Annotated in this window: 13 protein-coding genes and 2 tRNA genes; 3 read left to right on the forward strand and 12 right to left on the reverse strand. The window is 70.7% G+C overall.

Features of this window, described 5'->3' with window-relative positions; translation table 11 throughout:
* Nucleotides 1–422: 422 nt before the first annotated feature.
* Together ACFY5B_RS03625 and ACFY5B_RS03630 are read left to right on the forward strand one after the other, a co-directional pair.
* Nucleotides 423–1685: a cytochrome b/b6 domain-containing protein gene (locus tag ACFY5B_RS03625; protein WP_389963947.1), complete on the forward strand. Its 1263-nt coding sequence runs from the start codon at nucleotides 423–425 to the stop codon at nucleotides 1683–1685.
* Nucleotides 1682–3292 (forward strand): NADH-ubiquinone oxidoreductase-F iron-sulfur binding region domain-containing protein, encoded by a 1611-nt coding sequence (locus ACFY5B_RS03630; RefSeq protein ID WP_389963950.1) that lies wholly within the window; start codon nucleotides 1682–1684, stop codon nucleotides 3290–3292. Before ACFY5B_RS03625 ends, ACFY5B_RS03630 begins: the two co-directional genes overlap by 4 nt.
* 111 nt (nucleotides 3293–3403) lie before the next feature.
* Here the strand turns inward: ACFY5B_RS03630 and ACFY5B_RS03635 are convergent.
* The 10 genes from ACFY5B_RS03635 to ACFY5B_RS03680 all read right to left on the reverse strand — a co-directional run bounded on the left by ACFY5B_RS03635 (nucleotide 3404) and on the right by ACFY5B_RS03680 (nucleotide 8626).
* Nucleotides 3404–3476, reverse strand: a tRNA-Ala gene (locus tag ACFY5B_RS03635).
* Nucleotides 3477–3598: 122 nt separating this feature from the next.
* Nucleotides 3599–3832 (reverse strand): hypothetical protein, encoded by a 234-nt coding sequence (locus tag ACFY5B_RS03640; RefSeq protein ID WP_006136074.1) that lies wholly within the window; start codon nucleotides 3830–3832, stop codon nucleotides 3599–3601.
* A 3-nt stretch (nucleotides 3833–3835) separates the two neighbouring features.
* Entirely contained in the window at nucleotides 3836–4009 is a 174-nt protein-coding gene (locus tag ACFY5B_RS03645; RefSeq protein WP_344453471.1) for a hypothetical protein, read from the reverse strand.
* Between the two features lie 200 nt (nucleotides 4010–4209).
* Nucleotides 4210–4282: transfer RNA gene (locus ACFY5B_RS03650), tRNA-Ala, on the reverse strand.
* Nucleotides 4283–4357: 75 nt separating this feature from the next.
* Nucleotides 4358–5026 (reverse strand): histidine phosphatase family protein, encoded by a 669-nt coding sequence (locus ACFY5B_RS03655; protein ID WP_389965122.1) that lies wholly within the window; start codon nucleotides 5024–5026, stop codon nucleotides 4358–4360.
* 2 nt (nucleotides 5027–5028) lie between these two features.
* Entirely contained in the window at nucleotides 5029–5475 is a 447-nt protein-coding gene (gene rsfS, locus ACFY5B_RS03660) for a ribosome silencing factor (protein ID WP_053669099.1), read from the reverse strand.
* Nucleotides 5476–5580: 105 nt separating this feature from the next.
* A complete protein-coding gene (locus ACFY5B_RS03665) occupies nucleotides 5581–7293 on the reverse strand; it encodes a LytR C-terminal domain-containing protein (RefSeq protein ID WP_389963955.1) in 1713 nt (570 codons plus the stop codon).
* A gap of 16 nt (nucleotides 7294–7309) precedes the next feature.
* Nucleotides 7310–8053 (reverse strand): nicotinate-nucleotide adenylyltransferase, encoded by a 744-nt coding sequence (gene nadD / locus ACFY5B_RS03670; protein WP_389963958.1) that lies wholly within the window; start codon nucleotides 8051–8053, stop codon nucleotides 7310–7312.
* 85 nt (nucleotides 8054–8138) lie between these two features.
* Complete coding sequence (locus ACFY5B_RS03675; protein WP_094057638.1) at nucleotides 8139–8303, reverse strand: hypothetical protein; 165 nt, start codon at nucleotides 8301–8303, stop codon at nucleotides 8139–8141.
* Between the two features lie 164 nt (nucleotides 8304–8467).
* Nucleotides 8468–8626 carry a hypothetical protein gene (locus ACFY5B_RS03680; protein WP_389963963.1) on the reverse strand — a complete coding sequence of 53 codons (159 nt, stop codon included), beginning with the start codon at nucleotides 8624–8626 and terminating at the stop codon, nucleotides 8468–8470.
* 124 nt (nucleotides 8627–8750) lie between these two features.
* Here ACFY5B_RS03680 and ACFY5B_RS03685 point away from each other — a divergent pair, with 124 nt between their 5' ends.
* Nucleotides 8751–9881, forward strand: a complete 1131-nt coding sequence (locus ACFY5B_RS03685) for a M48 family metallopeptidase (protein ID WP_389963966.1) — start codon at nucleotides 8751–8753, stop codon at nucleotides 9879–9881.
* Between the two features lie 238 nt (nucleotides 9882–10119).
* On the opposite strand, the gene ACFY5B_RS03690 is transcribed toward ACFY5B_RS03685, so the two are convergent.
* Nucleotides 10120–11202 (reverse strand): hypothetical protein, encoded by a 1083-nt coding sequence (locus tag ACFY5B_RS03690; RefSeq protein ID WP_389963969.1) that lies wholly within the window; start codon nucleotides 11200–11202, stop codon nucleotides 10120–10122.
* Between the two features lie 89 nt (nucleotides 11203–11291).
* Nucleotides 11292–11894: a hypothetical protein gene (locus tag ACFY5B_RS03695; protein ID WP_389963972.1), complete on the reverse strand. Its 603-nt coding sequence runs from the start codon at nucleotides 11892–11894 to the stop codon at nucleotides 11292–11294.
* Nucleotides 11895–12059: the final 165 nt, after the last annotated feature.

A 12059-nucleotide genomic window follows, 5' to 3' on the forward strand; every position in this document is an offset into this window, starting at 1 on the left:
CGAGAAACGAAAAATCCCCTCACACAGGAGGGGACGCCGCGCCGATGCCGGCCACTCGACTTCTCCGGTGGCCGGGACTGATCAGCGCGGCCCGCTAAGCAGAAGGCGTACGGCACGCATGGCGCTAGGGTACCGCAGGCCCTCAGCGCGCCGCGACGCGCTTTCGAGGGCCGTCCCGCGCCATAAAAGCTGAACCATGGTCAATAGTTACTTCGCGTAACAGCCGCTAAGGGACATCACTACAGCCGTATTGTCCTTTGATAACAACGCAATAACTCAAACCTCGTACTGATCGGTATGACTCCGCTTAGAGTTCGGCAGCGGGACCGCTGCTTTCCCGAACCGCTCGGAGTTGCCCCCATGAACCCTCATCGCAGTAACACCTCCCTACACCCGGTCGCCGGGACGTGGGGAGGCTTGTCGTGAACCCGTACGACTCCACGGCAGACGACTCGTTCGCCGAGTTCCTCAACTTCGGTGCGGGCGTGCTGTCCCTCGTGTGTCTGACGTGCTCGGTGATCTGGGGCCTGGTCGCCCAGGACCGGGTCCTCCTCGACGCGCGGCGCCGCATCCTGGCGCAGGCCGTGCACCGGACCACGGCCGTCGCCTCGATCGTCTTCCTGCTGGTGCACATCGGCGTGAAGCTGGCGCTGTCCCACACCTCGTGGATCGCCGCGGTGATCCCCTTCGGGCTGGTGTTCACCGACGAGGAGCTGGTCGGAGGCAGGGCGTTCCTGATCGGCCTGGGCACCCTGGCGGGCATGCTCATGATCTTCGTGGGCATCACCGGCGTGCTGCGCAACCGCTTCGCGTCCCCCGCGCCCGTCGCGGCCCGCTGGCGGGCCATGCACATGCTGGCCTACCCGGCCTGGTGCGCCGCCCTTGTCCACGGCCTCTACGCGGGTCGCTCGGCCAAGCCGATCTTCGTCATCCTGTACTGCCTGTCCCTGGCCGGCGTGGCCGGAGCGCTCGCCCTGCGCGCGGCTCCGCGCCAGGTCAAGCGCCAGGTCGCCGACAAGATCGCCTCGATGATCGGCCCCGGCGAGGGTCAGGGCCGCAGGGACCTGGAGGAGAGCCGGGCCCGGGCGGGCGGCTTCGCGCTCCCCGACCGGGAGGGCAGGGGCACGCCCGCGCGCGGCGCCGCGTCCCCGTCGGGGCCGCTGTACGAGACGGCGGAACGCCCCGCGGCCAAGGAGCCGGCGAACGGCTTCGCCGCGGCCTACCGGGCCGTCTCGGGCCCTCCCCAGGGCCGCCAGGCCTTCGCGCCCGGGCCGACCACCAGCATGCAGCTGCCGCTGGACCTGCAGCCCACGGAGGCCATCCCGACCGTGGACGGCCCCTCCAGCACCTCGGGCAACTGGCCGATCCCGTCCCCGCCCCCAGTCGGCGAGGCACCGCCGTCCGCCTACGACCCGCTCCAGGACACGGGCTTCAACATCCCGCCCTACGACCCCCTCCAGGACACCGGACAAAGCATTCCGGCCTACGGCAATCCAGGCACCGCCGGTTACGGATCGAGTGACGTGTACGACACGGGTGAGACGAACGCCGCCTTCGACACGTACTACCCGAACGACACGTACAACAGCGGTCCCGCCAATGACACAAATCCCGGTGCGTCCTACGACTTCGACGCACCGGGATCGGGCGAACCTTGGAACACGCCTTCCGGAGGCTTTAAGTGAACGAGGCCCTGCCCGACGTACCCGAAGTCCGCGTGGTCGGTCTTCCCCAGCTCACGTCGGGCTTCGACCTTGTCGATCGGCTCGATCTGCCCATGCACCTCAAGGTGCACGGGCCGCTCGAGCCGATGGGCGGTGAGCAGCTCGCGCAGCTCGCCGAACGCATCAACCTGAAGGGCCGCGGCGGCGCGGGCTTCCCCTTCCACAAGAAGCTGCGCTCGGTCGCCGAAGCGGCGATCAAGCGCGGCGTCCGGCCGGTCGTCGTCGTGAACGGCAGCGAGGACGAGCCGGCCTGCCGCAAGGACACGGTGCTGATCAACCGTGCCCCGCATCTGATCCTGGACGGCGCCCTGCTGTGCGCCGAGGCCCTGGGTGCCCGCACGCTCGTGGTGGGGGTCACCCGTGAGTCGACCCAGCGCTCCATGGAGGCCGCGCTCGCCGAACGCGGCCTCAACAACGGCCGCCGCTCGGCGCTGCGCGCGCGCGTCCAGCGCAACCCGGTCCGCATGGTCACCGGTGCCGCCGCGTCACTGATCCGCTCGATCGACGGCGGGCCGGCCATCCCGCCCGGCCGCAAGGTCAGCGCCTCGCAGAACGGCGTCGGCGGCGCACCCACCCTGCTGTCCAACGCCGAGACCTTCGCCCAGCTCGCGATCGCCGCCCGCATCGGCCCCGAGCGCTACGGCAACACCGGCCTGTACGACGAGCCGGGCACCGTCATGCTCACGGTCTCCGGCGCGGTCGCCCGCCCCATGGTGATCGAGGTCCCGACGGGCGTGCCGCTGCGCTACGTCCTGCAGCTCGCCGGCGCGCCGCCGGTACCGCAGGGCGTGCTCACCGGCGGCTACCACGGCAAGTGGATCGACGCGGCGACGGTCAACGAGGCGGTCGTCTCCCGCAACTCCCTTGACGCGGTGGGCGGCGCGCTCGGCGCCGGCGCGATTCTGCCGATCACTCAGGACACCTGCCCGCTGGGCGAGTCACTGCGGGTGGCGCAGTGGCTGGCCGAGGAGAGCGCGGGCCAGTGCGGCCCCTGCTACCTCGGTCTGCCCGCCGCCGCGCGCGGCCTGGAGGACATCCTCAACGGCGGCGGCCCCGCCGCCCTGGAGGCCCTCAAGCAGGTCGCCAAGAACGTGAAGCGGCGCGGCGCGTGCTCGCACCCGGACGGCTCCGCGATGTTCATCGAGTCGACCATCAAGGCCTTCACCGACGACCTGGCCGCCCATGTCCTCGGCAACGGCTGCGGACGGCCCGTGGAGGGCGTTCTGCCGCTCTTCGAGGGCGGCAGGGCCCCGACGGGCATCCCGGGCGGCGGCGAGTCCGAGGAGAACGGCCCGAGCCGCCAGAAGATCTACGTCGACTGGACGCTGTGCCGGGGCCACGGCCTGTGCGCGGACATCCTGCCGGAGGTGTTCCAACTGGGCGCCGACGGCTTCCCGACCGTGGCGCAGGCGCAGGTACCGCGGTACGCCGAGGCCAAGGCTCTACGCGCGGTGCGCCGCTGTCCGGCGCTGGCGCTGCGCCTCGAGGAGTCGGGCGCACCGGGCGCGCCGTCCCGCAACCTCCCGGTCCTCTCCCAGGGCCGCGGCCGCCGCGCTCTCGGCCGCTGAAGGCACACACCGGCGGGCCTCCCTCCAGGGGAGCCCGCCGTACGCACAGGCACGGCAAGCACGACAAGAAGGCGGGTCATCCGATCGGATGACCCGCCTTCTCATCTGCTGTGGAGCTAAGGAGAATTGAACTCCTGACCTCCTGCATGCCATGCAGGCGCTCTACCAACTGAGCTATAGCCCCTTGTTGCGCTCCGCCCGGTTTCCCCGGCGGCGACGCCAACATTACTGGTCCTGCGGGTCCAACACCAAATCGGTTTCACCTTGCCCGATATGACCGTTTTGCCGCTCCCGAGACTTCGAACGTCAGGCCGTGACGAACGAATAGAACCGCTTGAGCGTGCAGTGCTCCTCCAGCAGCCGGCCGTAGATCGGCTCGCCCTCCAACTCGCGGTACGTCTCGATCGGGTCGCCTTTTATGATCAGCGCCCGCGCGCATTCCTCGCACCAGTACTGGTAGTCGGGATTGATCGGCTCCATGTCGCGGACGATCGGAGTCCCGCTGCCGCACCAGTCGCACTTCCGCCTGTGTGCACCCATCGATCAGCTCCAGCTGTGGCCGCAGGCCGTGCACACGTAGGAAATCCCGCCGTTGTCGCCGAGCATCTGGGCCACGTGCCCGGAACCGCAGGAAGGGCAGCTGAGTCGGGTGGACATGTCCCGTGTGAACGCTGCTTCGAGGAGGTGGTCGACCTCCTCGAGGATGCTCGCAGGCATCGCTACTCCTCCCGTCGGGCCGCGCCCCCTTCCGGCCGTTTGATTCTGCCACGGCCGGACCAATACGGTCAGCGACGCCTCAGTACCAGTCCGGACACGCCACCCGGCGGGGCCGTAGAGGTATACGCCTCAGCGAGCCCGAGTGACTCAAGCCGGAGCACGAAAAATCCCGCCCCCACACCGGGAACGGGATCTTGACGTGGAGCTAAGGAGAATTGAACTCCTGACCTCCTGCATGCCATGCAGGCGCTCTACCAACTGAGCTATAGCCCCTTGTGCTCTCCCCGGCCTGCGGGGCGAACAAGAAGAACTTTAGCCTGCGACCTGCCGGAAAGTGAAATCCGGGGGTCAGTCGTCGTCGCCGAGCACCGGCTCCGGCAGGGTGCCGGCGTTGTGCTCCAGCAGGCGCCAGCCGCGGGCGCCTTCGCCCAGCACGGACCAGCAGCAGTTGGAGAGTCCGCCGAGGCTCTCCCAGTTACGGGGGTCGAGACCCAGCAGGCGGCCGATGGTGGTGCGGATCGTGCCGCCGTGGCTGACCACGACGAGCGTGCCGTCCTCGGGGAGCTTCTCGGCGTGCCGCAGCACCACCGGGGCCGCCCGGTCGGCGACCTCGGTCTCCAGTTCGCCGCCACCCCGGCGCACCGGCTCGCCGCGCTTCCACGCGGCGTACTCCTCGCCGTGCCGGGCGATGATCTCCTCGTGCGTCAGGCCCTGCCAGACGCCCGCGTAGGTCTCCCGCAGCCCCTCGTCATGGGTGACGTCGAGGCCGGTGAGCGTGGCGAGCTCGGCGGCCGTGGCCGCTGCGCGCCGCAGGTCGGAGGCGACCATGGCGTCCGGCTTGAGGGAGACGAGCAGCCGGGCGGCGCGGCGCGCCTGGGCGACGCCGGTCTCGGTCAGCTCGACGTCCGTGCTGCCCTGGAACCGGCGCTCCACGTTCCACGAGGTCTGGCCGTGCCGCCAGAGGATGATGCGACGGCCACGGCCCTTCCCGGCGGACGCCTCACGGGAGGAGGTCACGGTCACCGCCAGTCACCGTCCAGTTCCGCCTCCTCCTCGGCCGCCCGCAGCTTGGCGTGCTCCTCGGCCTTGCCACGGGTGGCCTTGGCCTCCTCGGGCAGGTCGAGCTCGGGGCAGTCCTTCCACAGCCGCTCCAGGGCGTAGAAGACGCGCTCCTCGCTGTGCTGGACGTGGACGACGATGTCGACGTAGTCCAGCAGCACCCAGCGGGCCTCGCGGTCGCCCTCGCGGCGCACCGGCTTCGCGTCGAGTTCCTTCGAGAGGCGCTCCTCGATCGCGTCGACGATCGCCTTGACCTGGCGGTCGTTGGGCGCGGAGGCAAGCAGGAAGGCGTCCGTGATGGACAGCACGTCACTGACGTCGTAGGCGACGATGTCGTGGGCCAGCTTGTCGGCGGCCGCCTGGGCGGCGGTGTTGATCAGCTCGTGAGAGCGGTCGGTCACGGTCACTGCAAGGCTTTCGGTCGGCGGACACTTGACACCCAAGGGTCTCACGGACCGCCGCGGGCCCCCCACGCGATAACGGGGATCACATGGGGAGCGCGCGCCCGCCGCCTAGCCGGCCGACGGCTTGTAGTCCTGGCCGAGGACCACGGAGACGTCGGCGCTCGCGGAGATCTTGCCCTTGGTGACGGAGCCCGCGGGCAGGCCCAGGGTCTTGGCGACCTCGGCGGCGTTCGCCTTGTCGGCGGCGTCGGCGTACACGACCTCGGAGGTGGCCCGGGCGGTGCCGGTGCCGCTCTCCAGGAAGGTGAAGCCGCCGTTGAGGAGCACGACGCGGGCCTTCTCGGTGTTGTCCTTGACGCCGGTGGCGTTCTGGACGGAGACGCTGACGGCGGCGTCCTTGTCGGGGCTCTTGGCGGTGCCGCCGAGGACGTTCTTGACGATGCCCGCACTCGCCCGGGCGCTGAGCGTGCCGTCGTTCTGGACGGGCAGCAGGTCGGTCTTGACGTCGCCGCCCTTGGCGAGGTCGGAGAGCCCGGCGAGGAAGGTGCCGAGGTCCTTGTCGGTCAGGGACGGGTCCAGGATCTGCGCCAGGGTCTGGATGGTGGTCGTGGCTGCCTGCGGGTCGGAGGACATCTTGCGCAGGACGCCCTGCATGACCTGCCCGAAACGCTCCAGCTGGGCGTTCTGGGCCTCGCCGGGAGCACGGTAGGTGGCGTAGGCGACCGCCATCTTGCCGCTGAGGGTCTGGTCCTGGCCCTTGTTCACCAAGGGGGCCTCGCCCTTCTTCTTCGCGGCCGGGTCGGGGACGTCGGCGTCGGTGTCGACGTCGATGTTGCCGATCAGGTCGACGAGGTTCTGCAGGTAGGGGGTGTCCAGGCGCCAGGTGCCCTCGATGTCGGTGCCGAGGACCGTGTCGAGCGCGTCGCGGGTGCCGTCGGAGCCGTCGTCCTCGACCGACTTGGCGAGCGTCGTCGTGGTGCCGTCGTCGCTGGTCAGGGCGAGGGAGTTGGGCAGCAGGACGGTGGCGCCCCGCTGGGTGGTGGTGTTGTCGACGAGCAGGGCCGTGGATGTGCCGCCGCCCTTGGTGTCGTGCAGGTGGACGACGATCACGTCACGCTTCTGGGCGCCCGCGGCCGTGGCCGTGCCCGCCTTGGAGTCCTCGGAGGACAGGCCGGGCAGCTTGCCCGCGTACCAGAGCCAGCCGACGCCGCCGGCCGCGACGAGCGCGAGGACGACCGTCAGGGCGACGATCCGGCTGCGGGCCCGGCGCCGGGCCTCCTCGCGGCGTTCGGTGCGGTTCTCGGTGAACTTGAGCCAGTCGATGACGTCTTCGGAGTTGGCGTCCGGTTCCTCGACGAAGGCGAACTGCTCGGTGTGGTACTCCCGTTGCGGCTCGTCGGGAGCCTGCTGGTCGTAGGCCGGGCCGGCCTGCTGCGGGATGTGGGCGGTCTGCTGGGCAGGCTGTTCCGCGACGCGGGGCTGCCGGCCTGTGGCACCGGCGGCGGTGGCCTGGCCGTAGGGGTCGTGCGGGGCGCCCTGCGCGGGACCGCCCTGCTGCGGGGCGGTGCCGTACGGATCGTAGGAGCCGTAGTCGGAGGCGGGCTCGGCCGTGCCGTAACCGTACGGCGACGGGGGCTGCTGTGCCGCTTGCGCGTACGGGTCGTAGCCGTAGCCCTGCTGGTGCTGCTGGGCGTACGGGTCGTACGTCTGCTGCTGGGTCTGGACCTGCCGGTAGACCGGCCGGCCGTACTCGTCGTAGCCGACGAGCTCGTACTGGTCGGCGCCGTGGTCCGCGGCCCCCGCGTCGTATCGGTCGTTCACCGGTGCCCCTCTCGGCTCACTCGCCGCGGTACAGCTCGCGCTTGTCGATATAGCGCACGACACCGTCCGGCACCAGGTACCAGATCGGGTCACCCTTGGCGACTCTCGCGCGGCAGTCGGTGGAGGAGATGGCCAGGGCGGGAACCTCCACCAGTGAGACGCCGCCCTCCGGGAGCCCGGAGTCGTCCAGGTGGTGGCCCGGCCGGGTGGCCCCGATGAAGTGCGCCAGGGAGAACAGTTCCTCGCTGTCCCGCCAGGTGAGGATCTGGGCGAGCGCGTCGGCGCCGGTGATGAAGAACAGATCCGTGTCGGGGTTGAGCGCGCGCAGGTCGCGCAGGGTGTCCACGGTATAGGTGGGGCCGCCGCGGTCGATGTCGATGCGGCTGACGGAGAACTGCGGGTTCTCGGCGGTCGCGATGACCGTCATCAGGTAGCGGTCCTCGGCCGGGGAGACGCTGCGGTGGGTCTTCTGCCATGGCTGGCCGGTCGGGACGAAGACCACCTCGTCGAGGTGGAACGCCGCGGCGACCTCGCTGGCCGCCACCAGGTGCCCGTGGTGGATCGGGTCGAAAGTGCCGCCCATGACGCCGAGCCGGCGCTTGCGCGACCGTGAAGGACCCTCTCCGGTTCCGTCGGTGCGGGGGGCCGTCGCGGAGGCACGGCGGGGCTCCGAGTGTCGCTCGGTGCCGCTCGCCGTCTCCTGTGCCGGGTCGTACGGCGTCTCGTTCGCCGGACCGGTAGGCATGTCCTGCTCTCCCATGCGTGCAGACCCTACCGGCCCTGCCTGAGGGCTCCGGCCGCCCCCGTGGTCCCCCGGGCATCCTCGGCGGGATGCCCCGCCGGTCTCAGCGGTCGCGGTTGAAGCGGGTGGTGATCCACAGCAGGAGCAGCAGGATGAAGAGTGCGGCGCCGCCGGTGAGGTAGGGGCTGAGGCTCTCGTGGTTTCCGCCGTGCTCCTCGCCCTCGGCGGCGAGGGTGACCAACTGGGCAGCGGTGCTGTGGAAGCTCATCTTCGGCAGGACCTATCGCGTGTGGGCGGGTTAAAGACGTCGGCTCATCGTAAGCGGGCGCCCCTTCCGCGATCACCCCGACTCCGCTTGTTCGTGCCGCGGGCGGTCACGCGTGCCGCCGCCCGGGCCGGTCCCGGGGCCCGGCGGGGAACCTTCGTGTGGCCTCAGTCGTCCTTCCGTCTGTAGCCACGCAGCAGGAACCACGCGGTCAGCGCACAGCCCAGGATCATCACGATCAGCACGATCCGCAGCAACCCCGGCCCCTCCCCCTCGGCGGCGCTCGCGGCCTCGGCGAGCCAGGCGGTCGGGGGGTGGTGCTCCATGGCGGTGGTCTCCTTCGCTGTACTGCCCGACCACCGTAACTCCGCCTAGGCTGGGCTCTGCCTCGGGGAAGCAAAAGGCCGCACAAGGGGCCGCAAAGGTCACACCAGACGCATGGGGGAAGACATGTCCGACGGCCATGAGCACCAGGGGCACGAGCGCGTGCCGAGCAGGCAGCGCAGGCGCTTCCCCGGGATCTCCTCACGTACGTACGAGCACCCGGCCGACCGTTCCGCCCTGGTGGCACTGCGCAAGCTGAGCGGTTTCGACACGGTGTTCAAGGCACTCAGCGGCCTGCTGCCCGAGCGCAGTCTGCGGCTGCTGTTCCTGTCCGACTCGGTGCGCGTCTCGGACCAGCAGTTCGCCCACTTGAACGTGATGCTGCGAGACGCCTGCTACATCCTGGACCTGGAGAAGGTCCCGCCGATGTACGTGAACCAGGACCCGCAGCCGAACGCGATGTGCATCGGCCTGGACGAGCCGATCATCGTCGTCACGACCGGTCTCGTCGAGCTGCTGGACGAGGAGGAGATGCGGGCGGTCGTCGGGCACGAGGTGGGGCACGCGCTGTCCGGGCACTCCGTCTACCGGACGATCCTGCTGTTCCTGACGAGCCTCGCCGTCCGGGTCGCCTGGATCCCCCTGGGCAATCTCGCGATCATGGCGATCGTGACCGGTCTGCGGGAGTGGTTCCGCAAGTCGGAGCTGTCCGCGGACCGTGCGGGGCTGCTGGTCGGGCAGGACCTCCAGGCGTCCATGCGGGGCCTGATGAAGATCGCGGGCGGCAACCACCTGCACGAGATGAACGTGGACGCGTTCCTGGCCCAGGCCGAGGAGTACGAGGCCGGGGGCGACCTGCGCGACTCCGTGCTGAAGATCCTGAACGTGCTGCCCCGCTCCCACCCCTTCACCACCGTGCGGGCGGCCGAGCTGAAGAAGTGGGCGGAGTCGCGGGACTTCCAGCGGATCATGGACGGCCACTACGCGCGGCGTGACGAGGACAAGGACACCTCGGTGCGGGACTCCTGGCGGGATTCGGCGAACCACTACACCTCCCATGTGAAGAGCTCCAAGGACCCGCTGATGAAGCTGGTCACGGACCTCGCGGGCGGCGCCGGCGACCTTGGTGACCGGGTCCGTCGTGGCTTCGGCGGCTTCACGGCCGCGCCCCCGAAACCGCCTCAGGGGCCTGGGACGGACACATCGGGCCCGTCGGACTCATCGGGGGACGACCAGCCGCCGCGGGACGAGCGCTAGGGCCTGTCGTTTGGATCAGGTCGGCCGGGAGTGACAGCGCCTCTCGGCCGACCCGAGCGGGGCGTGGTGCGTGCAGATGCAAGGCGGAGGAGGGCGTCAACGCGATGGGGGTCCCTCCCGCGCGAGCGCAGCCGCGCGTGGGGGAGTTGACAACCGACGACAACGCGGCAGATGTGCGTGCCACGCCCCGCGACGCCGGCATGATCCAAACGACAGGCCCTAGCCCGGCTGGGGCCCCTCACACCTTCGGCTGCGCGCTCGTCGCCAGGGAGCCGCACAGGGCCGTCGCGCCGCCCGTGGCATAGGGGTCGGTGCCCGCGGGGCCGCCCTCCTTGGCCGTCTGGCCGGCCAGGAGGGGCCGGAGGTGGTTCGTGGAGTCCTCGGCGCAGGAGAGAGGGCCGGCCTGGACGTAGGAGACCAGAAGCTGGGCCTGGTGCAGCCGCAGGTCGTCGCGGTCGAAGCGGAAGTGCAGCTCGCGCCGGAGCGTGAACAGGGACACCTCGTCCTTTTCGCCGGAGCCGGAGCCGGACCCGGCCGCCCGCAGCGCGTACACGAACGTGTGGTCGGCGGTGACCTCCAGCGTCGACGCGTCGGCCTCGGCGGCCTGCAGCGTGCCCTGGACCCGGACCCTCCGGTCGGCGAGCTCGGCGCGTGAGGGGTCGAAGCGCACCAGCCAGCCGGTGGGCGCGTGGCGTCCGTCGGCGGTGGGGCGGGTGAAGCTCTGGTCGAACTGGTCCAGTTGATCGGGGTCGAGCAGCACGCGGACGGCGCGGACCTCACCGCCCGTGAGGACCTCGGGGTCCAGGGCCGAGCGGACGATGTAGTCCTTGGCGGTGGTCAGGGCGCTCACGACCTGGCTGTCCGAGAAGTGCGCGGTGCGCCGCGAAGCGGGCAGGGGCACCCCCTCCGCGCCGGTCCGGAACTGTGCGGCGGGGCTGTGCTCGTACAGATAGGCCGGATCCGCCGTGCCGGGCACCTTGCCCTCGGGGGCGAGCGGGATGACGGTCATCCGCAGGGGCTCTACCGGCTCCTGGGCGGCGGGGGTCTGGTAGGGGTGCCGTACGCCCATGTAGATCGCGGTGCCGAAGGCGATGGCGATCAGCAGGACGAGGACCAGGGCCTGCCGGGACAGGCCCCGGCGCAGCGGCCGGCGGCGTCGGACGGCGGGGGCGTGGTCGGCGATGCGCTCGTGCGCGGAGAACTCCTGGAGGCGGGCAGCGCGGACGAACGACTCGTCGAACACGACGGATCGGTACTCGTCCTCTCCACCTCCGGGGGCGCCCTCCGGAGTCCCCTCAGGTGGGTTTCCAGGCCCGCCCATATCTTCAGGGTAGGTCGCCGGAAGCTCGGGTAAACGCCCGGCTGCTCCACAAGTTCTGACAGGTTCTCACCACGATGGGCGGGTTCCGGTCAGGGGCCGTGGGGGATCACCGAGACGGCCGGCGGGGAGTACTCGGCGGAAGCCGAGGGGGCCACCGCGCTGCCCTGTTCCAGCCCGGTCGAGGCGGGCGGCGGCGCGGGCTCCTCGCGGTTGGAGGACGCACCCCGGTAGACCGCCGTGAAGGCCAGGGCGACCATGCCGATGCCCATCACGAGGGCGAGCAGCCAGGCGACGGGGCGGTGCCAGCGCACCTGTTTGCTGTAGGGCCCGGTCCCGCCGTAGTGGTCCTCGAGGATGTCGGGGTCGTCGATCTCGCCGGAGCCGGGATCTTGACCGAACACGCCCCGCCGGTCCGGGCCGTACCCGTCGTCGTAGCGCTCGCCTCTGGTGTGGGCGCGGCGCGCCTCGGCCTCGGAGGCCTCGGCTCTCGCCTGCGCGGCGGCCAGGAGGCGCTCCACCGCGCTCGGCTCGTGCACCACGGCCGCGCGTACGAAGGCCTCGTCGAAGACCACGGAGGCGAACTCTTCGTCCGACACCCCGCGGTCGTGGTCGTCGTCGGGCTCCCGGCCGTCCGGAAACGGCGTGCCCCCCACGTCCTCCGGCACGGATCCAGAGTAGACCTGGGGGGTCATTTTGGGCAGACGGTATGGAAATTCATCCGCAGGTCGAGACGGCTTCCACGGGGCGCCGGAGGGCGCACGCCGCCCGGCACTCCTCCCGCACGCATCTGCGCCACCCGGGTGACGCCTGCACGGGCATGCGAGGGTGCGCATGCCCGTACCCACGGCGAGAGCGGC

The organism is Streptomyces sp. NPDC013187 (assembly GCF_042899705.1).
In the GTDB taxonomy this organism is placed as follows: domain Bacteria; phylum Actinomycetota; class Actinomycetes; order Streptomycetales; family Streptomycetaceae; genus Streptomyces; species Streptomyces hawaiiensis_A.